The 21,802-nt window shown below is 63.3% G+C and carries 22 protein-coding genes and 1 tRNA gene; 15 read left to right on the top strand and 8 right to left on the bottom strand.

Going from position 1 to position 21,802, the window contains the following annotated elements; all coding sequences use genetic code 11:
• Positions 1-45 precede the first annotated feature (45 nt).
• The gene (locus tag MUK72_RS13520; protein ID WP_244702029.1) at positions 46-1,641 is read left to right on the top strand and encodes a transposase; all 1,596 of its coding nucleotides are present in this window, start codon (positions 46-48) and stop codon (positions 1,639-1,641) included.
• 89 nt (positions 1,642-1,730) lie between these two features.
• On the opposite strand, the gene MUK72_RS13515 is transcribed toward MUK72_RS13520, so the two are convergent.
• Positions 1,731-2,024, bottom strand: a complete 294-nt coding sequence (locus tag MUK72_RS13515) for a hypothetical protein (protein ID WP_244702015.1) — start codon at positions 2,022-2,024, stop codon at positions 1,731-1,733.
• Positions 2,025-2,400: 376 nt separating this feature from the next.
• Here MUK72_RS13515 and MUK72_RS13510 point away from each other — a divergent pair, with 376 nt between their 5' ends.
• The 4 genes from MUK72_RS13510 (at position 2,401) to MUK72_RS13495 (ending at position 4,324) form a co-directional block, all read left to right on the top strand.
• Positions 2,401-3,177, top strand: coding sequence for an HAD-IIA family hydrolase (locus tag MUK72_RS13510; RefSeq protein WP_244702013.1), 777 nt, complete (start codon positions 2,401-2,403; stop codon positions 3,175-3,177).
• An 81-nt stretch (positions 3,178-3,258) separates the two neighbouring features.
• Entirely contained in the window at positions 3,259-3,510 is a 252-nt protein-coding gene (locus MUK72_RS13505) for an MTH865 family protein (protein WP_004055813.1), read from the top strand.
• A gap of 57 nt (positions 3,511-3,567) precedes the next feature.
• On the top strand, positions 3,568-3,708 hold the full coding sequence (locus tag MUK72_RS13500; protein ID WP_244702011.1) for a hypothetical protein: 141 nt from the start codon (positions 3,568-3,570) through the stop codon (positions 3,706-3,708).
• Positions 3,709-3,760: 52 nt separating this feature from the next.
• A complete protein-coding gene (locus MUK72_RS13495; protein WP_244702009.1) occupies positions 3,761-4,324 on the top strand; it encodes a peroxidase-related enzyme in 564 nt (187 codons plus the stop codon).
• A 43-nt stretch (positions 4,325-4,367) separates the two neighbouring features.
• On the opposite strand, the gene MUK72_RS13490 is transcribed toward MUK72_RS13495, so the two are convergent.
• Complete coding sequence (locus MUK72_RS13490; protein WP_244702007.1) at positions 4,368-5,315, bottom strand: diacylglycerol/lipid kinase family protein; 948 nt, start codon at positions 5,313-5,315, stop codon at positions 4,368-4,370.
• Between the two features lie 137 nt (positions 5,316-5,452).
• On the opposite strand from MUK72_RS13490, the gene MUK72_RS13485 reads away from it, so the two are divergent.
• From MUK72_RS13485 to MUK72_RS13470, 4 genes are all read left to right on the top strand, one after another.
• Positions 5,453-6,475, top strand: coding sequence for an NAD(P)/FAD-dependent oxidoreductase (locus MUK72_RS13485; protein ID WP_244702005.1), 1,023 nt, complete (start codon positions 5,453-5,455; stop codon positions 6,473-6,475).
• 103 nt (positions 6,476-6,578) lie between these two features.
• Positions 6,579-7,559, top strand: coding sequence for an MBL fold metallo-hydrolase (locus MUK72_RS13480; protein WP_244702003.1), 981 nt, complete (start codon positions 6,579-6,581; stop codon positions 7,557-7,559).
• A gap of 465 nt (positions 7,560-8,024) precedes the next feature.
• The gene (locus MUK72_RS13475; RefSeq protein ID WP_244702001.1) at positions 8,025-9,311 is read left to right on the top strand and encodes an RNA-guided endonuclease InsQ/TnpB family protein; all 1,287 of its coding nucleotides are present in this window, start codon (positions 8,025-8,027) and stop codon (positions 9,309-9,311) included.
• Positions 9,312-9,385: 74 nt separating this feature from the next.
• Entirely contained in the window at positions 9,386-10,810 is a 1,425-nt protein-coding gene (locus MUK72_RS13470; protein ID WP_244701882.1) for an IS4 family transposase, read from the top strand.
• A gap of 225 nt (positions 10,811-11,035) precedes the next feature.
• Here MUK72_RS13470 and MUK72_RS13465 read toward each other — a convergent pair whose 3' ends face one another.
• The 4 genes from MUK72_RS13465 to tatA all read right to left on the bottom strand — a co-directional run bounded on the left by MUK72_RS13465 (position 11,036) and on the right by tatA (position 13,352).
• On the bottom strand, positions 11,036-12,331 hold the full coding sequence (locus MUK72_RS13465; protein ID WP_004055808.1) for an RNA-guided endonuclease InsQ/TnpB family protein: 1,296 nt from the start codon (positions 12,329-12,331) through the stop codon (positions 11,036-11,038).
• Positions 12,328-12,696, bottom strand: a complete 369-nt coding sequence (gene tnpA, locus MUK72_RS13460; protein WP_244701999.1) for an IS200/IS605 family transposase — start codon at positions 12,694-12,696, stop codon at positions 12,328-12,330. The genes MUK72_RS13465 and tnpA overlap by 4 nt, the downstream gene beginning before the upstream one ends.
• Positions 12,697-12,908: 212 nt before the next feature.
• A tRNA-Arg gene (locus MUK72_RS13455) sits at positions 12,909-12,981 on the bottom strand.
• Between the two features lie 38 nt (positions 12,982-13,019).
• Positions 13,020-13,352 carry a twin-arginine translocase TatA/TatE family subunit gene (gene tatA, locus MUK72_RS13450; RefSeq protein WP_004055804.1) on the bottom strand — a complete coding sequence of 111 codons (333 nt, stop codon included), beginning with the start codon at positions 13,350-13,352 and terminating at the stop codon, positions 13,020-13,022.
• A gap of 156 nt (positions 13,353-13,508) precedes the next feature.
• Here tatA and MUK72_RS13445 point away from each other — a divergent pair, with 156 nt between their 5' ends.
• From MUK72_RS13445 to MUK72_RS13435, 3 genes are all read left to right on the top strand, one after another.
• A complete protein-coding gene (locus MUK72_RS13445; protein ID WP_244701989.1) occupies positions 13,509-13,988 on the top strand; it encodes a redoxin domain-containing protein in 480 nt (159 codons plus the stop codon).
• 47 nt (positions 13,989-14,035) lie between these two features.
• Complete coding sequence (locus MUK72_RS13440; protein ID WP_244701982.1) at positions 14,036-14,854, top strand: HD domain-containing protein; 819 nt, start codon at positions 14,036-14,038, stop codon at positions 14,852-14,854.
• 458 nt (positions 14,855-15,312) lie between these two features.
• Positions 15,313-16,605: an MFS transporter gene (locus tag MUK72_RS13435; protein ID WP_244701976.1), complete on the top strand. Its 1,293-nt coding sequence runs from the start codon at positions 15,313-15,315 to the stop codon at positions 16,603-16,605.
• Between the two features lie 20 nt (positions 16,606-16,625).
• Here the strand turns inward: MUK72_RS13435 and MUK72_RS13430 are convergent, their stop codons facing one another.
• Together MUK72_RS13430 and ribH are read right to left on the bottom strand one after the other, a co-directional pair.
• Positions 16,626-17,768, bottom strand: a complete 1,143-nt coding sequence (locus MUK72_RS13430) for a pyridoxal phosphate-dependent aminotransferase (RefSeq protein WP_244701973.1) — start codon at positions 17,766-17,768, stop codon at positions 16,626-16,628.
• Positions 17,765-18,169 (bottom strand): 6,7-dimethyl-8-ribityllumazine synthase, encoded by a 405-nt coding sequence (gene ribH, locus MUK72_RS13425; protein WP_244701970.1) that lies wholly within the window; start codon positions 18,167-18,169, stop codon positions 17,765-17,767. The genes MUK72_RS13430 and ribH overlap by 4 nt, the downstream gene beginning before the upstream one ends.
• Positions 18,170-18,256: 87 nt before the next feature.
• Here ribH and MUK72_RS13420 point away from each other — a divergent pair, with 87 nt between their 5' ends.
• The 3 genes from MUK72_RS13420 to purE are packed head-to-tail and all read left to right on the top strand — an operon-like array spanning position 18,257 to position 21,768.
• Positions 18,257-19,975 (top strand): flippase activity-associated protein Agl23, encoded by a 1,719-nt coding sequence (locus MUK72_RS13420; RefSeq protein WP_244701967.1) that lies wholly within the window; start codon positions 18,257-18,259, stop codon positions 19,973-19,975.
• Positions 19,976-20,011: 36 nt separating this feature from the next.
• Complete coding sequence (locus MUK72_RS13415; RefSeq protein ID WP_244701964.1) at positions 20,012-21,163, top strand: 5-(carboxyamino)imidazole ribonucleotide synthase; 1,152 nt, start codon at positions 20,012-20,014, stop codon at positions 21,161-21,163.
• Complete coding sequence (purE, locus tag MUK72_RS13410) at positions 21,160-21,768, top strand: 5-(carboxyamino)imidazole ribonucleotide mutase (RefSeq protein ID WP_244701949.1); 609 nt, start codon at positions 21,160-21,162, stop codon at positions 21,766-21,768. The genes MUK72_RS13415 and purE overlap by 4 nt, the downstream gene beginning before the upstream one ends.
• The last annotated feature ends 34 nt before the right edge of the window (positions 21,769-21,802 follow it).

The raw sequence follows: 21,802 nt of genomic DNA, 5'->3' as shown, positions 1-21,802 counted from the left end.
TGCAGGAATAGTCACTTTCACTAGACTAGAAGTCGGATCAGTGGTATGGCCACCAACCGATCCGACGCCTGCGACAACACCGCCTATTCGCATAAGATCACCGTTCGTGAATACCTCCGAACCCACGGCGAGGTCGCCTCCAAGGACGATCTCCGCGCCGGCACCGACGTGCCGGCGTGGTACATCACTAACATCGCTTCCCAAGCCCCTTTCTACACTTCCTTGAACCACAACAACGAGTACGTCGCCAGCAAGAACATCGTCGGCCACCGATCCACTCACGACGGGTTCTGGCGGCCCGAGGTGGATGACGGCGTCGCCGTCTTCCACCGCAAGGAAGACGCCAAGCCGACGCTCAAACACCTCGCGTTCCGCCGTCCATCCGGGCTGACCGCACCCGAAGCAAACGACCTTCTCGGTCGTCGCTCCTACCGCCCACTCCAGAAGCTCGCTGACCAACAGGAAGTACACGCCACGGAGTGGCTAGACACCACCGTCTACACCCACAGCTGGCCGTCCCGCAGGGACGACCAGCTGGCTCAGCGTGAAACCGACCAGCCAGCCGATGTCACTCCCGACGATCCTGCTGACGACGGCTACCTCTACCGTGACGAACTCGTTGCAACCTTCCTCTCGGTCGCTGTCTCGGAACTTCAGTCAATCTCTCCCGAACGAGCTGCCGCACTTGTCCTGCGGCAGTTCGAGGGCGACTCCTTCGACGCCCTCGAACGCCGTCTTCAGCGCAATCACTCATTTCGAGAGGCTCTCGACTACACCGAGCCAGAGGACGTCCCGGATGGGACGTCGCTCTGGCGGGCCTTCGACGAACTTCATCCCGATGAACTCCGAGACTGCCTCCAGTCGATGTGTAGCGAGTTGCTTGCCGATCACGAACATGCCGGTGAGTTCGTCGTGATCGATGGAACGCACATCGCGGCGTGGGCGAATACGCGTGATGAGATCGAAAATGGCGAAGTTGAAGGTGCGAGCTGGGGGAAACACGAAGGATCGTTCTACGGGTACAAGGTGTTTCTCGTGGTGGATGCGGCAACGGAGCTGCCGGTCGCCATCACGATGGAGACCGGCAAGAGGAACGACAGTGCGGCGTTCGAACCGCTCGTTGAGGAGTTCAACGAGCGGTACGACACTGACGATCTCCAGGCAGCCCTCGCCGATGCCGGCTTTGACAGTCAGGATAACCGCGACTTCTGTCAGGATCAGCTCGATTGTCCGTTGCTGACGGCGATCAATCCTCGCCGATCGTCGCCGTTAGCGACGATCAAGGACGAAATCAAGGAACTGTTCAAGGAACACGGCGAGGAGATCGACAGTCCCTACGACGCTCTGGAGCGGCTGCCACAGAAGCAACTCTCGGAGTACGGTGTTTCCGTCGGAAACGTTGAGGAGACGTACATTTTTCAGGCAATCAAAGAACGGATGCATCGACACCTGCGGGCAGGTGTCGAGCGCGTATTCTCGCGTCTGAAGTCCTTTACCGGCCTTGATCGCGTCCGCGCACGCAAGAAGAACAACGTTGAGACTCACGTCGTTCTCTCGGCAGTAGCGCTGGTTGCAGCGTCTCTCACTGCACAACGGCAGAACAAACCAGGGTTGATACGGTCACCGAGTCGGCTCATCTGACGGTCGCGCCATCTGTCCAAAAAACAGGTGTCGCCGCCTGAGAGGCATCGCTCTCAGGCGGCTGTTTTTTCTGAAAGAAGCTCGACCAATCAGGCTAATCTACCGGCCGATTCAGCCATTTCTATCAAAAATTGTTCCATCGTTTCACCAACTCTACTGATGGAGTCCGGATTCAGGCCCGATCGTTCTGTCTGGCGATTTGATTTTGAACGTGCAACAGGGTATCGATTGCAATGAGCACCGTCCATATGAGGTAGTCGTCCTGAGTCCACTGTCTTCGACAATATCTCTGCGATACTCGTCAAACTGCGTTTTTCTTGCCAGTCGGAATGAGACAGATTTCGGCGATCGCCGAGATTCGACATCACTTGCAGTTCACGCATTCAACGACCTCCGCAGTCACATGAACAGTAATCGCTGCACTGCCTCACAGAATCGTAAGCGACAGAATCGTCTCGGAGGGACTAAAACGCAATTCTACCCAAAGAAGGATCACCAAATCAAGAACTTCAATATCGATAATGATATTTTTGCCAGGAACGATATCATCACAGCAATCACCGAAGTTAGTGCTGACCGACGAGGAACGCAATGTTGCATCCAGCGGAACTACGAGTGTGTATGTATCTGCCTGCGAAGACTGCTTCGGCCACACCTTCTCACTACCACCACGCGACAAACCGCGTGATTGCGACGACTAACGACCGCTGTCCAGCCCAAAATCAACGGGATTTACCCACTCGCGGTCCTACCGACTGCATGCCTTCTCGTGGCGCGATCGTCGATCTCGATGGTACCGTCTATCGCGGCGACGCGCCGATCCCGGGTGCTCGTCAGGGCATCCAAACGCTTCGAACGGCCGGCCTCGACCTTTGCTTCTTCTCGAACAACCCCACCAAATCCCAAGTCGAGTTCGCCGACCGCCTCGCCGAGATGGATCTCACCGTATCACCCGACGAAATCGAGTCGGCGGGCACCGTCACCGCTGACTATCTCGCTGCCGAACACGCCACCGATCGACTGTTCCTCGTCGGAGCACCGGGATTGCACAGACAGCTCGACGAAGCCGACCTCACGCTGACCGACGAGCCCGAAATTGCCGACGTCCTCGTCGCCTCCTACGCCCGTGACTTCGAGTACGACGACATGACCGACGGCCTGCGGGCGCTCGAAACGGGTGCGACCTTCGTCGGCACCGATCCCGACGTGACGATCCCGACCGCAAACGGGGCCGTCCCCGGGTCGGGAGCCATCATCCGTGCCATCGCGGGCGTCGCCGAGCGCGAGCCCGACGTCATCGTTGGCAAACCCGCAGACCACGCACTCACGGCTGCGCTCTCAACATTCGACGCCGCCCCTGAGGACTGTCTCATCGTCGGCGATCGTCTCGACACCGACATCGCGATGGGCGCACACGGTGGCTTAGAGACCGTGCTCGTCCGTACCGGCACGACCGACGACGACACGCTCGCCACGAGCGACGTCACGCCCGATCACATCCTCGATTCACTGGGCGATATCGAGACGGTGCTGTAGCGAAGCGCTCGTTGCAATCTCGACCAACCCGTTCGCGGTTCCCGAACGCTTTTACTGACAGTCGCTGAACAATCGGTGGCTATGGCAGACGAAGACGAACTCAGAAGCCAGATGATCGACGCGTTCGAAGAGGCCGACTACCCGATTTCGAGTCCGATGGATCTCGTGCCGGCCCTGCCGAACGGACCGTCGACGAAATTCGAATCGGGCGATTTCTCGATGACGGCGATGGAGCTCAACACGAAGCTCTCGGGTGCGGAGTTCCCCTACGAGAGCCCAGAGAGCTTCGTCGACGACGTCATCGAGAAGCTCAACGAACAGGACGAGATCTGAGGCGGCGCTCTCGCCCGGAATGGTCGAAGTTAACTCGCCGGCGGTCGAACGCCGCGCATGGATGGGGTGGCGGCGCTCGTCGAAGCGTTGGTGCGGACGTTCGGGCCGTTCGTCATCCCCGCGACGGTGTTCGTCATCGGTCTTGCCGGCTACGGACTCCTGTTCGTGCTCAACCATTGGCTCGATAGCCGGTCGTAGACTACTCCACGATCGCCACAAAGCCTAAGCGCGCGCCTATCGCCCATCAACCATGAGCGACGCGATGGGTGAGTTCCCAGTGCCCGATATCGAGGAGCTGCCCGACGACGTGCGCGCACGCATCGAGGCCGAAACTGAGGACGCGGGCTTTACGCCGAACGTCTTCGCGGCCTTTGCCTACCGCCCCTCGCATTTCCGGGCGTTTTTCGCCTATCACGACGCGCTGGTCGAGCAGACGGCCCTCGAACGCGAGGAGATCGAGATGCTCATCGTCACCGTCAGCGGCGTCAACGACTGTTATTACTGTACGGTCGCCCACGGTGCGTTGCTTCGCATCTACGCCGACGATCCGTATCTCGCCGACCAGCTCGCGGCCAACCATCGCGCGGCCGATCTCGCCGAATCCCACCGAACGATGCTCGACGTCGCGGTCAAACTCACCGACTCGCCCGGCGACGTGGATTCCGCAGACATCGAGCGTCTGCGCGAGGTCGGCTTTTCCGACGAGGCAGCGTGGGATATCGCCAGCGTCACCGCCTACTACAACCTCTCGAACCGGATGGCGAACTTCGCCGACATGCGTCCCAACGAGGAGTTCCACACGCTCGGGCGCTGATCGACTTCGAACCTCTCTCGAACGCGTCGGAGCAGTACCGAACTCAGACCGTCGGCGCGGGCTCGTACTCCGGGCCGACACAGACCGACAGCGCCGCCGGTCGCACGGTGAGCGTGAGGCGATCACGGCGGTAGATCTCGCCGTCGAGGCTGAAATCCACGGCATCCGTACGGCTCTCGATGGCGATGCGTTCGGCTTTGAGTTGGGTCACGTGTTCGGTGTCGCGGCCCAACAGCTGCTGGGCGATGGCTTCCGCGACCGCCTCGCTCGGCGGCATCTGCTCGATGAGCGTCACGTCGAACAGCCCGTCCTCGACGTTCGCCTGGCCGAGCCCCTTGGCGAACCGGCGGGCGTTGCCGATGAGCACCGAGAGCGCTTCACCCGACCAGGCGTGCTCGCCTTCGTCGGTGACGGCGTCGATATCGAGGGCGAGCCCCTCGAAGCTCGTCGCCTGCTGGACGCCCGTGATGACGAACGCGAGCGGCCCGAACCGCTCTTTCATGTCCGAGGTGGTCGCCGCGCTCGTGTCGGCGGTCAGCCCGGCGATGCAGGATTTGACGAACGGCGTGTCGTCGGCGAACCCGATATCGATCGCTCGTGCTTGCCCCGCTTCGAGCAGCTCGACGCCGTGTTCGATGCTCCGGACGCCGATATCGTCGGCGAAGATGTTCGCCGTGCCGGCGGGGAGTACTCCGAACCGCACCGCCCCGAGCGCGTCGGCGTCGGCGAGCCCCTGGACGATCTCCTGGACGGTGCCGTCGCCGCCACACGCCCCGAGGACCGTCACGCCGTCGGCGATGGCCTCGCGTGCGAGCGCCGCCCCGTCGCCCTGCCCCGTGGTTTCGACGACCGAGTAGCCGTGGCGGTCGGCCAGTCGCCGGACCGACGGGACGTGCTCGCCGTCACCGCTCGTCGGGTTCACGATGATGCGGCGCTTCGCCCCGTCGGGCGGTCCCGCTGCAGTTACTGTCCGTTCCGGGTCCCGGGCCATCGTTTCGTGTGCCGGATTGCACGCCGAGAGGGATAGGCCATCGGACTGCTCACCGCACCGGTTGCGGGTCGTTTCCGAGTAGTGTTGTGCGCGTCGACCACATTCGTTATGAGTCTCGCGGCCCTACTACTGAGTATATGGACGACAGCGCAGGCTACGACGTCGCGGTTATCGGCGGTGGGCCGGCGGGTCTGACCGCAGCACTGTATACGACGCGGCTCGGTCACGATACGGTCGTGCTCAATCGGGGTGGCGGTCGTGCCGCGATGATGCGCGATACGCACAACGTCATCGGCGTCACCGAAGAGACCAGCGGCAACGAGTTCCTCCAGGCCGCGATCGAGCAGCTCGAAGGGTACGGTACCGACTACCGCCAGACGTTCGTGACGGACGCCGAACGGGTCGACGACGAGCGCGCGTTCCGGCTCACAACGAACGACGCCGAACTGTTCGCCGACCGCGTGGTGCTCGCGACCGGCTTTTCGGACGTCCATCCCGATCCGCCGCTCCCCCGTACTGGACGCGGCCTGCACTACTGTCTGCACTGTGATGCGTACATGTTCGTCGACGAGCCCGTCTACGTGATGGGCCACGGCGAGTCGGCCGCCCACGTCGCGATGATCATGCTCAACTTCACCGACGAGGTGGATCTCCTGTTGCGCGGGCACGACCCCGAGTGGTCCGAGGACACCGACCGCCAGTTGCGCGCCCATCCGGTCGACATCGTCGACAGCAACGTCGAGAGCAAGTTCGCCGACGAGGACGATCCGGAGTGGCTCGGCGGCTTCGAGTTCGCGAACGGCGAGCGCCGCGAGTACACGGGCGGGTTCGGGATGTACGGCTCCGAGTACAACAACGACCTCGCGCGCGACCTCGGTTGCGAGATCAACGACGACGGTACCGTGGCGGTCGACGACCACGGCAACACCTCCGCCGACGGTGTCTACGCCGTGGGCGATATCGTCCCCGGCCACAACCAGATCCCCGTCGCGATGGGCCAGGGAGCCAAGGCCGGCATCGACATCCACTACGACCTCCGGCAGTTCCCGATGAGCCTCGACGAGCTCGAAGCGGAAGGCGAGATCGCGGCCGACGACGTCCCCGCGATCTCCGACGAGTTGCGCGAGCGCTCGGCCGCACGCGCCGCGGGCGACGACTGAGGACGGTTTTTTTTTGGCGTGATCGACACGTATGCGTTCGCCGACCGCGAGTGGTATGTATCGTCAGCCCGCTCGATGTGGTATGCACGGTGAGTACCGGTAGATGGAGCGCATCACGCTCGAAAACACCGTCTTCGAGGGACTGAACAACGTCTACGTCTTCGGTGCGGCATCGGACGCGCCGACGCTGATCGACACCGGCGTGGCGATGCCCGAGACGCGCGAGCAGTTGGAAGACGGGCTCGCCGACGCGGGCGTGGCGATCGCGGATATCGAGCAGATCCTGCTCACCCACTGGCACGGCGATCACGCGGGGCTGGCGGGCGAACTCCAAGAGGAGAGCGGCGCGACGGTCCGTGCCCATACTGCCGACGCGCCGCTCATCGGCGGCGAGGAGGATGCGTGGGAGGCGATGGACGAGCGCCAGCGCGACTTACTCGACGAGTGGGGAATGCCCGCCGACCCGCGTGCGGAACTGCTCGGCTTTCTCGACGGGAGTCTGCAGGGAACGCCGCCGACCGTCGAGCCGTTCGAGGACGGCGCGCGCTTCGACACGCCCGAAGGAACACTCGAAGCGCTGCATCTGCCGGGTCACGCCGCTGGGCTCGCGGGCTTTGCCTTCGACGGCACCGACGGTCGCGAACTGTTCTCGGGCGATGCACTACTCCCACATTACACGCCGAACGTTGGCGGGGCCGACGTGCGTGTCGAGCGCCCGCTCGCGAACTATCTCGACACGCTATCCGACATCGTCAATGCGGAGTTCGCCCGTGCGTGGCCCGGTCATCGCGATCCCATCGACGATCCGGCCGGTCGTGCACGTGAGATCATCGTCCACCATCGCGAACGGACCGGCAACGTGCTCGACGTGCTCCGCGAGCACGGGCCGGCGTCCGCATGGACCGTGAGTGCGCATCTGTTCGGCGATCTCTCGGCGATCCACATCCTCCACGGGCCGGGCGAGGCCTACGCCCATCTGGAACATCTCAGCGCCCACGGCGTGACCGAACGAACCGACGACGGCTACCGACTGCTCGACAGCGATCCCGATCTCGACGAACTGTTTCCGGCGGTCGAGGCGTGAGGGCGCGGTGGCGGCGCGGCCGCGTGGAGCGGTGCGGGAGCGGTTCCTCGGTGGATGAAGGGCGAGCGCGACCCAAGGGAGCGCGAGGGCTTCGGTAGTGCTGTAGTGGTAGAGTATCCGTGCGAATGGAACGAGCGCGGTTCACCGTGAGCGAGGCCGGAGGCCGAGCGAGCGGGGAGTTTTTAGCGTAGCTTTTTGCAAGGACCCTGAGCGAGCGCAGCGAGCGAACGGAGTCGTTCGAAAGGCGCTTCGCGCCTTTCGTGATGACGAAACGGCGAAGCCGTTTCGAACCATGAGCGATCGCGATCCCCGCAGTAAAAAGGTACTACCTTTCAACAGCGAGAGTCCCGTCCTGAGGCCGAAGGCCGAAGGGCGGGCGTGAATCGCGTAAGCTATTCAGAGAGCTTTCGCAATCACCGAAACCGCAGGACTTAGTCCCTCTGGGGTCTGATATACGGTACGGCGATGAAGCGTACCAACACCTTCGAGGTCGTTCCGCAGTCCACCGAGGACGAGGAGTTGCTTCGACGCTTGTTGGACGCTTCAGCCGCTCTCTGGAACGAAATCAACTACGAGCGCCACGAGAGCTTCGCCGACCCGGACGCCGACGTGTTCGACATATCGGAGTACCGAGGCAGGTACGGCGGCGTACTCGGTGCTTCGACCGTTCAGCAGGTCGAACGAAAGAACCGCGAAGCGTGGCGGTCGTTCCTCGCCCTGAAAAAGAAAGGCGAAGCCGCCGGCAAACCCGGATTCTGGGGCAACCGCGAGGACGGGCGCGAACTTCGCACGTTCATCCGCAACACGTCATACTCGGTTCAGTGGGGCGAATACTCCCGTCTCGAAGTGCTCGTCGGGTCGGACCTCAAGGATGAGTTCGGACTCGGTGCACGGGAGCGCCTTCGCCTCGAAGTGCGTGGCGAGCCGAACTGGCCGGAGTACGACAAACAAGGCCGCCTTGAAGTGTTCTACGATGACGAACGCGACCGATTCAGAGCCTTTCAGCCAGTCACAATCGATAGTTCTCGACTGGCATCACCACTGGCGGACGAAACCGCCGCTCTGGACGTCGGTGCGAACAACATCGTCGCAGCAACCACTTCGACCGGCAAACAACTGCTGTACGGAGGGCGCGACCTGTTCGACCGCTTCCGCGAAACCACACGAGAAATCGCGCGGTTGCAGTCGAAACTCCACGAAGGCCGGTATTCGAGCAACCGGATACGGCGGCTATATCGGCGGCGGACCAAACGCCGCGACCACGCACAGGATGCTCTCGCCCGCGACCTGATGGAACGCCTTCACGCCGAGGGGGTTTCGACGGTGTACGTCGGCGCACTCACCGACGTACTCGAAGCGTCGTGGTCGGTGCGAGCGAACGCGAAGACGCACAACTTCTGGGCGTTCCGACGGTTCGTCGACCGACTCGCTTGCACCGCCGAGGAGTTCGGGATCACAGTCGAAGTCCGCTCCGAGGCGTGGACCTCGCGGGAGTGTCCGAACTGCGGCTCGACCGACCGAACCACTCGGCACAAGGACACGCTCACTTGCGAGTGTGGTTTCGACGGCCATGCCGATTTAACGGCGAGCGAAACGTTCCTGAGACGGCACAGCGACACAGCAGTATCACGGCCGATGGCACGGCCCGTGCGATTCGAGTGGGACGACCACGAATGGTCGGAGTCACCACGCTCTCTCCGTCCCAAAGAAGCGCGCACGAACCCGCAAGTTGCCTCCGTGGGCGGACGTTGACATCCTCCCCGCCCTGAAGGGCTGTCTTTTACCCACAAATGCTATCGCGGTAGCTGACGAACTGAGACCGAAAGATGGAGCGTCGTTCGAGGGGGTGGCGACCGAAACTGGATGAGAATGGCGAACTGTATGATATGGATGTATCAGATTGGATTCGTACGGAGTTTCGGGCGGCTGATCTTGGCGATAAGCGTCTCACGGATCGATTAGTCCAGATCGGTGATGAACTCGGCAGTTCACCTGCCGAGTCCATCCCAGCCGCCTGCGAAGACTGGGCCTCCACAAAGGCTACATACCGATTCTGCGATAATGACAGTGTGGAACCCAACGAGGTTCTCTCTGCTCACAAGCAAACACAGCACTCACGGTTGGGTGACGGAGACGAGCTGTTGGTCGTCTCCGACACCACCTATCTCACCTTTCCTCGCCACCCAGCTAAAGAGGGCCTTGGTGACATTAGCTCTGCTGACATCGATGTTGAAGGCGTCAAAGTCCATACCTCGGTTGGAATTCTCCCGGAAACACAGCGTATGACTGGGATCATCGATCAGCAGGTGCTGATCGAAGACCAACAATCAGGCAATACGTACGACACGAATGGGAAAGATGAGTCAATTCTCCTTGAGAATGGACAGGAGAAATGGATTCGTGGTGACAGGGAAGCCACCGAGTGGCTTCCCGAAGACGTGCGGCCGATTTTCGTCCACGACCGAGGCGGAGACGCATTCTCGTTGTACACTGAACTCAACAAAACGATGGACAACACTGGCTTTGTTGTCCGAGCCAATCAAAATCGACGGATACACACGGACGACGGTGAGTTAGACAAACTCTTCGACTGGAGTGGCGACCTTCCTCAGGAGGGTCGCACGACCATCGAGATCCAGCAAGGTGGCGGAAGACAGGCACGGCAAGCAGAGTTGTCGATTGCAACAGGAACATGTGACCTTCTTCCACCCCGGAACGATTCTGCTGGTAAAGATCCGGTCACGGTGAACGTCGTGAGAATCGACGAGATCAGCGAGAGCGACGACCCGATTCAGTGGGTGTTACTCACCACTGAATCGGTCGAAGACTTCGACGATGCTCTAACCATCATTGAGTATTACCGTGCTCGCTGGCGAATCGAAGATTGGCATAAAGCGTTGAAGACTGGCTGTGGGTTCGAAGAACGTCAACTTCAGACGTGGGAGCGTATGGAGGTGTTACTGAGTGTGTACTCAGTGATCGCGTGGAAGGTACTGGAGTTACGAGAACTAGCTCGTGGAGAACCATCGGTTGCTCCAGAAGTCTTGTTGAGCGAGGCCGAGCGCGCAGTTCTGGAAACGAAATTTCCAGAACTGAGCGGTCAAAACGGCAAAGCCTACGCTGTAAGTGTAGCGAAGCTTGGCGGATATCTGGACCGTGGCTCTGATCCTCCACCAGGATGGCAGACGATGTGGAAAGGGCTTCAGAAGCTCCGGATGTGGGCTGAAGGCTACGAACTCGGTGCTGAATGAGCGCCAGCGGCCGCTCATTCAGCTGAACTCACTGTGAACTCAGACGATTCCCCGTTTTGCAGACCGATTCCTGTTCGAAACCGTGAGTCTGTCTTAATCGTGATAGTATCTTGACCAATTTCATATTTTCAAACCAGAATAGGGTGGTTTACCTTGATAACGCTGAGTTATGGGTAAGAGACAGCCCTGAAGGGCGAGGATTCCTCCGGTGGGGGTTCGGACGGCCTACGCCGTCGAACCTACGGAAGTCTTTTGCTGGTGCGCGCGAACCTCGTTGGGACGAGAGCGTGACAACTCTGACCATCGGTGGTCGTCCCACTTGAGGCGCGCGGGCCGTGCCATCGACCCAACTTCGCCGCTCGTTTCTTGTGCGAGGAACTTCGCCGAAGCGTCCAAATCGGCGTGCCCCTCGTAGCCGCACGGACACCAGAACGAATCGCCCGACCGAACGGTGTCCTCGCGTTCGCCACATTCGGGACATTCCCGCGTGGTGTTCGCTTCGGGTTTCACTTCGACCGTGATACCGAACTCGGCAGCGGTGTACGCGAGACGGTCGATGAACGCGCGGAACGCCCAGAAGTTGTGCGTTTTCGCGTTCACTTCGACCGACCAGTGCTTGCCGAGAACGCCCTTGAGAGCACCGACGTACACCGTCGAGACGCATTCGGCGTGAAGGCGCTCCATCAGGTCGCGTGCGAGGGCGTCCTGTGCGTGGTCGCGCCGCCGTGTTCGACGCCGATACAACCGCCGTATCCTGTCGCTCGAATACCGTCCTTCGCGGAGCTTTGACTGGTACTCGGCGATGTCGTGGGTCGTCTCGCGGAAGCGGTCGAACAGGTCGCGCCCCTCGTACAGCAGTTGCGTTCCGGTGGTCGTACTGCACGCAACGAGGTTGTTTGCGCCCACATCCAGAGCGGCGGATTCGTCCGCCAGTGGTGAATCCAGTCGAGAATCTTCGACGGTGACTGGTTGAATTGCTCTGAATTGGTCGCTCATCTCGTCGTAGTACAGTTCGAGTTGCCCGGCTTCGCCGTCCCACTTCGGGTTTCCTTGAACGTCGAGACGAAGACGTTCGCGGTAGCCGATGTCGTACTCTTCTTTCAGTTGCTTCCCGACCGGGACATCGAGGATAGACTGTTCGCGGCTTCCCGACGCCCACCGAAGCGTGTACTGGTCTTTGCGGATGTACGTTCGCAACGCCCGGCCTTCGTCCTCGTTGCCCCAGTAGCCGGGAAGCCCGTTCGCTTCGCCAGATTCCTTGAGCTTGAAGAACGAACGCCACGCTTGGTCGTTCTTCCGAACGACCTGTTGAGCGGTTGCGGAACCGACAACACCCTTGTACTCGCCGTAGTGGTCGTCGGCTTCCCAAATCGGGGCGTCGATGTCCGGGTCGGTGAGATACTGCCGTCGCCCGTAGTTGGTTTCGTTCCACAGGGAAGCGGAGGCGTCCAACAGCCGCTGAAGGCACTCCGCATCCGATTCGGAGCGGGGAACGACCCGGAAGACGTTGACGCGCCTCATTCGTACTGCTCCCAAATGTACTGCTCGATGGCGTCCTTCGAGACGCTTCCGGCAGTCCCGACGTAGTACGAGCGAGTCCACTTGATACGGTCGTCGTGACGGTCATTGTAGTACCGGGCGGATATGCCCTTGAGCCAGTTGACCAGCAGCGACGGCGCGTTTTTCGGCGGACTGCCGACGAACAGGTGAACGTGGTCGTCCATGATTTTGGCTTCGACCAGTTCGATGTCCTTGTCGTCGCAAATCTCGGCGAAGATGCTTTCGAGGGGTTCTGCCTTCCCCGTCAGTACCGGCTGCCGGTACTTCGGCACGAACACTATGTGGTAGTAGAGTTCGTAGACCGCATGACGGGTACTCTTTGGCATCTATACATACTATGGGTGGCCGGACGCTTAAACGCTCCGATCGAACCCCAGTCCGGCTACTGCCGGGTAGTTGGCGGTTGAACACTACCACGACAGAGCTTACGGCGCGTATCCCCGCCGTGAACGGCGAGGCTTTGCGCCTGTCTTTCACGTAACGGACCCGACCCCCAGCGCGAGGAAACCCTGGCGTTCACGCCGGGGAGGATGTCATTCGGGCGTGACGGGATTCGAACCCGCGGTCTAGAGGTTAGGAACCTCTCGCCCTATCCGCTAGGCCACACGCCCCGGCGAGGTCTGGGGCGGCGGACCGAAAAACCGTTGCGTTACTGGTTGCTTTCGACTTCGGTGTTGCGCTCTTCGACTTCGGGTGGATTGTGATCGACCGTTTCGCTCTGCGTGTCGGTCGCGGTCGACTCGGTCGTCGTGGTCGTTTCGTCGGCGTTGGAGCCACCCTCGACGTCGCCCTCCTGCATCTCGTCGAGTTCCTCCTCGATTTCCTGCCGTCCCTTGTCGAACTCGCCGCGGGCCTGACCGAGCGCGCCAGCGAGCTGGGGAATCTTGTTCGCGCCGAACAGGAGGACGATGATCACGAGGATGATCAGCACCTCCGGTCCGCCGGGAATACCCGGGATCTGCAGCAGCGATAGTCCAGTCATCGTGGCTGTAGCTTACGATGTATCCATTATAGGCTTTTTGCTCATCGAAACGACCGCTGTGGGCTGGCAGGCATGCGCTCGCCGGCCACCCGATCACCAACCGATCCCCGAGTCGAGCACAAGCGTCTTGCTCCAGCCACACCGTTGGCGAATGCAATGGTCTCTGCTGGCGACTCGGCACCGGCGTTCACCGCACCGCTCGCGAACGGCGACCTCGGCGAGACCTTCACGCTTTCGGAGCGCCTCGACGACGCGCCGCTCGTGCTCGCCTTCTTCCCCGGCGCGTTTTCGAGCGTCTGCACCGGCGAGATGCGCACCTTCCAGGAGCGCCTCGACGACTTCGCGGATGCGGGCGCGCGGATCTACGGCGTCAGCGTCGATTCGCCGTTCGCGCTCAACGCCTTCCGTGAGGAGAACGACCTGAAATACGCTCTCATCAGCGACGCGAACCACGGGATCGTCGACGCCTACGACGCGACGATGAGCTTCGACGAGCTGGGCATCGACGAGGTCGCCCAGCGCGCGGTGTTCGTCGTCGACGGTGACGGCGAGATCACCTACGCATGGCGCTCCGCGGACCCCGGCGTCGAGCCGGACTACGACGAGGTCGTGAGCGAAGCCCGAAACGCGGCCTGAACTGATCGAACCCAATCGGTTTTCCCGGCGGCCACCTAGTCCGTGCCATGAGCGACACCGATAGCGTCCGCAAGGGCCGAGTGTACGACCCCGATGTCGAGCATGCGTTTCCCGACGAGCGACTCAACGAGGTGCTCGAAACGGTCGAGAACGACGCCGAGATTCAGGCCTATCTCGACGCCCAGAACGTGAACCCGGTCACGAGAAAGCGCTACAACGATCACGGATCGAAACACATCTCCATCGTCCGCAACCGCGCGCTCTGTCTCTACGACCTGCTGAAAGCCGGCGGCGTCACGTTCAACGGTGCGGGCGATCAGGGGCTTGCCGAGGCCGACGAGTCGGTGATCATCGCGCTGGCCGCGACGCTACACGACATCGGCCACGTCGTCCACCGGACCGACCATCCCTACTACTCGATCCCGCTCGCCGCCGACGTGCTCGACCGCCTCCTCCCCGATTTCGGCTGGTACGACGTCGAGGAACGCGTCCGTCTCAAGGGCGAGGTGCTCCACGCGATCCTCTGCCATCACACCGCCGAAATGCCGCTCAGTCTCGAAGCCGGTGTCGTCAGGGTTTCCGACGCCCTCGACATGGAACACGGCCGCTCGCGCCGCCCGTACGAACAGGGTGGGCGCGGCATCAACACCGTCTCCAGTCAGGCCATCCGCGAGGTAACTCTCAGAGCAGGCGACGACGTCCCCGTCGTCGTCGAAATCGAGATGACCGACGCCGCCGGCGTCTATCAGGTCGACACCCTTCTCAAGGCGAAACTCACCGATTCGGGCCTCGAAGACGACGTCCGCATCGTCGCCGTCACGACCCGCGAACCGGACGAACGCCTCGTCGAACGCGTCGAACTCTAAAAACCGCACTTCCACTTTTTTACTCCTCGGGTGGCCTCCCGACGGTCGGCCACCACTCGTCGCAAAAACCTGGACTAAAAACCTCCGCTCACTCGGCCTACGGCCTCGTTCACGGTGAACCGCGCTCGCTGCGCTCGCGCGGACACTCCCTCCACAGCACAGCACCGCCCTCCATCGAAGCCCTCGGCGCGCGCTCACTTCGTTCGCTACTCGCTCCCTCCGGTCGCTCGCGCGCCTCGCCCTTCATCCGCCAGGCACCGCGACCGCAACCGCGGACCGCTACCGCGGCGGTGGATCGTAACCACACCGCGACCGCAACCACGCCACAGCCGCGGGCCGCAAATCCTCCACAGTGACCGTCAGCGGCGGCTTTCCGTGTGTTTTATTCTCGTGACAAGACTGTCCGCAGAGGGTGCGAACGGATGGCTTTTTGAAGCTTCACGGCGGTCGTTCTAGCAGTGTCGGAATCAGCCGGAGGCTCGCTGGGCCTCTTCAAAAACCGTGAGTTCGTCGCCCTCGCCAGCACCGCTTTCGCCCGCTCGCAGGCGTTCTCGACCATCCTGATCGCGCTCGGACTGTACGCCGATATCTTCGGGACCTCTAGTACCGTCGAGGGCCTGTTCGGTACGGCCTTCGCGCTCGCCCAGTTGCTCATCGTCCTGCCGCTCGGTCGCGCCGTCGACACGCACAACGCCAAGCGCTTTCTCGTCGTCGGGCTGGGGATCAACGTCCTCGCGTTCATCGGGTTCGCGCTCGTCGGCAGCGCCACCGACGTGATCCTCGTCCGTATCCTGCAGGGGGCCGGCGCGAGCGTGCTCTGGATCACGGGCTCGGCGGTCGTCGGCGAACTCAGCCCCGGCGACGAGCGCGGCCGCTGGCTCGGCACCTACAACCAGGTGACGGCGTTTTCGAGCCTCGCGGGCGACCTCGTCGGTGGCTTCCTCCTCTTCGCCTACGGCTTCACGCTCACCTACGCGGTGCTCTCGCTGGTGACGATCCTGGCGACGCTCGCCGTGCTCGCCTTCCTCCGTGACAATCCCGGTGGCACGACTGATCCCGAGGAAGCGACGGGCATCGAGACGCTCCGGACGCTGCTCGACCGGGCGGCGGTGCGCGCGCTCGTCGTCTTCCGCCTCGGTTTCGGCTTCGGCAAGATGGCCGTGATCATCTTCCTGCCGATCTACGCCCACACCGAGTTCGGCATGAACCCGCTGATGGTCGGCGGCATCCTCGCGGGCGGGAAACTCACGAAGACCCTTCTCCAGGGCGTGGTCGGTAGCTACACCGACCGGGTGGGTCACAAACACCAGTTCGTCATCGCGGGTGCGCTCACCTACGCGCTCGGGACGGCGATGGTCCCCTTCGCGGATACCGCTGCCGGGTTCCTCCCCGAAGTCTCGCTGTCGGCGCTCGGCGGGTCGGTGACGCTCCAGCCGGCCTTCTTCGTTCTCTTCGCGGCCTACGCGGTCATCGGCGTCGCCGACAGCCTCCGCCTGCCCGCGAGCATGGCGCTGTTCGTCGAGGAGGGCGAGCGCTTCGACGCCGTCGCCGCGAGCCTCTCGCTGCGTTCGGTCGTCTGGAAGGTCGGCGAGGTGGTCGGCCCGCTCACCGTCGGCGCACTCTGGGACGCCACCTCGGTGTTCACCGCCTTCTTCACCGCCGCCGGCTTCATCGTGCTCTCGACGGGCGTGTTCGTCCTGCTCTACCGGACCGAACCCGCACCGAGCGCGACGCCGACGCCGGGCGATTGACCCGAAAAATCCGTCCTCCGTTAGAGGAACCCGTCGTCCGCAAGCCGGTCGACCGCTTCACGGATCCGTTCCTGGCTGTTCGCGTAGGAGACACGTGCGTAGCCGGGCGTACCGAACGCGCTGCCGGGCGTCGTCGCCACGTGCGGTCCTTCGAGTGCGTCCTCACACCATCCCTGATCGTCCTCGTCGACCGGGACCATCATGTAGAAGGCTCCTTCGGGTTTCGAGACCTCGATGCCGTGGTCGGCCAGCAGGTCGGCCAGGAGGTCGCGCCGCTCCTCGAAGGCCTCGGTCATCTCGACGACCGTTTCGTCGGTGTTTTCGAGCGCCTCGATGCCGGCGTGCTGGACGAAATTCGTCGCCGAGGAGACCGAATGTGACTGGAGCTTGCTGCTCTGGTCGACCATCGCCTTGGGCGCGGCGAGATAGCCGAGCCGCCAGCCGGTCATCGAGTAGGCCTTCGAGAAGCCGTTGATCGTGATCGTTCGATCGGCCATCCCGTCGAGGGTGCCCAGACTCGTCGGCTCGACGCCGTAGGTGATCTCCTTGTAGATCTCGTCGGAGATCACGGCGATGTCGTGTTCGACCGCGAGATCACGGATGCCTTCGAGTGCCGCGTCCGAGTAGACGGCACCAGTCGGGTTCGACGGCGAGTTCACCACCAGCAGCTCCGTGTCGTCCGAGACGCTCTCGGCGAGTTCGTCGAGTGCGGGTTCGAGCTGGAAGTCGTGGGCCGCGAGGTCCACACGCGTCAGCGAGCCGCCGGCGAGTTTCGCCATCGCCTCGTAGGAAACCCAGGCCGGATCGAGCAGACAGACCTCGTCGCCGTCCTCGATCAGCGTCTGGAACGTCTCGTAGAGGGCCTGCTTGCCGCCCGGCGTGACGATGATCTCCTCGGGCGAGTAGTCGAGCCCGTCGTCGTCGAGCTTCGCGGCGATCGCCTCCCGGAGTTCGACGATGCCGTTCGATGCGGTGTAGCCCGTATGGCCGGCGTCCATCGCGTCCTTCCCGGCCTCGACGATGTTCTCTGGCGTGGGGAAGTCGGGCTCGCCGACACTCAGATCGACCACGTCCGCGCCGTCGGCTTCGAGCTCGCCGGCGAGCGTGCTGATCGCGAGCGTCGCGCTCGGTTCGACGCGCTCGACGCGTTCGGTGAACTTCATGCGAGCGCCTCCAGCTGGGCGAGCGCGCTCTCGACGGCGCGCGCCCCGTAGTCGACGCGCTCGCGTGCTTCGGCACCGCTCATCCCGGGTCCGAGAACGCCGAAGGCCACGGGTTTGTCGCGGTCGAGGCTCACGTCGGTCAGTCCCTGTGCGGCCGCGTCGGCGATCACCTGGTCGTGGTCGGTATCGCCGGACACGATCGCGCCGAGGGCGGCGACGGCGTCGATGCCGTCGCGGCGCGCGAGGCGATCGGCCGCCAGCGGCGTGTCGTACGCGCCGGGCACCGGGATGGTCTCGGCGATCTCCGCGCCGTGTTCGGCGGCGGCATCGCGTGCGTGCTGCTCCATTTCGGCCGCCAGTTCACCGTAGAACTGCGCGACCACCAATCCCAAACTGGGCATACGTGCGGATGCAGAGCGCACGTCAAAGGCCTACCGCTCCGCGAGCACAAACGAAACGCTCCTAACTACCCCGCCACCCTCACCCGTATGGCATCGACCGACGGCAGTGTCGGACGCGGCCGCCGCGTCACGCTCGCCGTCGTCGCCATCGCGCTGTTCGCGCTCGTCGCCCGTCTCCTCTTGCTCGGCGACCGCATCGCCCACTGGGACGAGGCGCGCGTCGCCTACTGGATCCTCGACTACGCCGACACCGGTGTCTTCGAGTATCAACCGATCATCCACGGGCCCTTCCTCCAGCAGGTCAACCGGGTCGTCTTCGAGCTGTTCGGCGCGAACGATTTCACGATGCGGCTGGTGGTCGCGGCACTCGGGGCGGCGCTGCCGCTGGCGGCGCTGCTCTTTCGAAAGCGACTTTCGGACGTCGAAACGGTCGCTTTCGCCCTGTTTCTCGCCGTCGATCCTGTCCTGCTCTACTACTCGCGGTTCATGCGCAGTGACCTGCCGCTGGCGGCGTTCATGCTGTTCGCGCTCGGCTTTTTCCTCCGCGCGCTCGACAGTCGCCGCCCCCGGTACATCCACGCGGGCGTCGTCGCGCTCGCGCTCGCCTTCACGACGAAGGAGAACGTCCTCGTCTACCTCGTGACGTGGCTCGGCGCGCTCGTCCTGCTCGTCGACCGCCGTCTGCTCGTCGATCACCGACTGTTCGCCGACCGCGATCTCTCGTTCGATCTCGAAGCCACACGCGAGCGCATCGGGGCCTTCGGCACGACCCTTCGCACATGGATCCCCCACTTGCTCCTCGCCGTCGTCGAGTTTCTCGTCATCGTCGTGTATTTCTACGCGCCGCGGACGAACGGTGAGACGCCGGGGTTCGACACGCTCGTCTCGGAGCCGACGGCGCTACCGGCGGTGGTCGGCGAGGCGACGCTCGGCTCGTGGAACGCCTTCGTCTCACAGTGGATCAGCGGCGATAGCCAGAGCCACGCCTACCTGCCCTATCTGGGCGATCTCGTCGAGACGCTCGTCGTCGGCTCGGGCGCGCTCGTCGTGCTCGCGGTCATCGGTTTCCTTGCCGATCGCTACGCCGACGACGGTCCGCGGGACCTCGTCGCGTTCGCCTTTTACTGTGGGTTCGTGAGCGTTCTCGGCTACCCGATCATCACCGACATCATGGCTCCGTGGGCGGCCGTCCACGCCGTCGTCTTCCTCATGCTGCCGGCAGCGGTCGGTGCGGGCGTGCTCTATACGCGAGGGAAGGCAGCACTCGCTCACGACGACCGCCCGGGGGTCGCCGCGGCGCTCGTCATCGTCCTGCTCGTCGTCGGCCAGGTCGGCTACATCGGGGTCCAGAACGTCTATCTCGACGACCAGTCGGAGTCGAACGCGCTCGTCCAGTACGCTCAGCCCGCCGACGACCTCCGACCCACGATCGAGGAGATGGCCGCCGTGAGTGCGAGCAATCGAGGAACGGACGTGCTGCTCTACGGTGATCACCTCGTCGCCGATTCCCCAGGCAGTCGGGCACCGGGCTGCTCCGATTGGTTCAACATCCTCCCGTTGCCGTGGTATATGGAAGCGCACGACATGAACGTCTCGTGTGCGACGGAGCCATCGGGCTTCGAGCAGCGCGTCAACGAGAGCAGTCCACCGATCGTGATCGGGCTGACAACGGATAGTGAGTTCCTCGCGGCCAATCTGGAGGGCTACGACGAGCGGGCGTACGTGTTGCGGACCCAGGACACGGCGAAGACCAACACGACGTTCTTCGTCGACGAGAGCCGGCTGCCGAGGAACGCGACCCAGTAAACAACGCTTAAGCGCGCGAGTCGGAAACCGCCCGATATGCAACTCACCACAGACGGCCCGGTCGTGGGGGTGGTCGGCGGCGGCCAGCTCGGGCGGATGCTCGGCGAGGCCGCCGCACCGCTCGGCGTCGATATCGTCGCAAGCGATCCGACGCCGGAGCCGCCGGCCGCACCGGTCGTGACCGACACGCTGCACGGTGATTTCGACGATCCCGACACGATCGACGCCCTCGCCGCACGCGCGGACGTGTTGACCTACGAGATCGAACTCGCCGATCCCGACGCGCTCGAACGTGCGAGCGAGGCCCACGACGTCCCCGTGCATCCCGCCCCCGACACGCTCCGGATGATTCAGGACAAACTCGTCCAGAAGCGCCATCTCCGCGAGGCCGGGATCCCGGTGCCCGAGTTCCGCGCCGTCGACGACACGGCCGAACTCCGGGAGGCGCTCCAGGAGCTCGGCTATCCAGCGATGCTCAAAGCCCGCGAGGGCGGCTACGACGGCCGTGGGAACGTTCCAATCGAGTCGCCGGGCGGCGTCGAGGCGGCCTTCGAGCAGATCGAGGGAAAAGCGATGATCGAAGCGTTCGTCCCGTTCGAGCGCGAGCTCTCGGTCATCGGCGTTCGCGGCGATAGTGAAAGACGGGTGTTCACGCCCGGCGAGAACGTCCACGAGGAGGAGATCCTCCGCGAGACGGTCGTGCCGGCGCGCGTGCCCGAAGACGTCCGGGAGCGCGCCAAAAGCGTCGCCCGTGAGGTGCTCGATCTGCTCTCCGGGCGCGGCGTCTTCGGTATCGAGCTGTTCGAAACCGATGGCGAGATCTCGGTCAACGAGATCGCACCCCGACCCCACAACTCGGGCCACTGGACGATCGAGGGCGCGCGGACCTCGCAGTTCGAACAGCACATCCGCGCCGTGCTCGGCTGGCCGCTCGGTGCGACCGACCGGCGCGGCCGGACGGTGACGAAGAACCTGCTCGGCGACGTTCCGGAGCCGCGACCCGCCGCTCTGGACGGCGTCGATGCGATCCTCTCGTCGCCGACGGCGAACCTCCACTGGTATGGCAAGCGCGAGGCGCGCCCGCTCCGGAAGATGGGTCACGTCACGCTCACCGACGCCCGTGCCGAGCCCGGCGAACTGCTCGCCGACGCGCGCGAGCTACGCAGTCGCTGGAGCTTCGATTCATGAGCACCGAGATCGACGACCTGATCGACGAGCTACGGACCGAGGCCGCAGCGGATCGCCCGCCAGCAGAGACGCCAGACGTGGGAATCATCATGGGCTCGGATTCGGATCTCGACACGATGGCGGGGGCCTACGAGGCGCTCTCGGAGCTCGGGTTCGAGGAAGACACGGGCGAGGGGGCGGAGAGCCGCTTTTCTTACGAGAGCTACGTGGTGTCGGCTCACCGGACGCCCGATCTCATGTACGCCTACGCCGAAACCGCCCGCGAGCGCGGGCTCTCGGTCATCATCGCGGGTGCGGGCGGCAAATCGGCCGATCTGCCGAACATGACCGCCTCGATCGCCTTTCCGGTGCCCGTTATCGGCGTTCCGGTTCAGGAGAAGTCGGTCGATTCGGTCATCGGGATGCCGACCGGCGCACCGATCGTCGCGGTCGACGCGGGCAAGTCGTTCAACGCCGGGCTGTCGGCGGCCCAGCTGCTCGCGAGCGATCACGAGGAGCTCGCCGAGCGACTTGTCGACTATCACGAGGAACTCGAAAGCGAGGTCGGGACGGTCTCGCGCGAGCTCCACGAGCAGGGAATCGAGGTGTTCCGTGAGGACCCCTGAACGGCGTGTCAGGTCGCTCGCGGGCGGAAAGAAT

Source organism: Halococcus dombrowskii (assembly GCF_022870485.1).
In the GTDB taxonomy this organism is placed as follows: Archaea; Halobacteriota; Halobacteria; order Halobacteriales; family Halococcaceae; genus Halococcus; species Halococcus morrhuae.
Note: the sequence above shows the minus strand (reverse complement) of the source record. Positions and strands in the feature narration are given on the sequence as shown.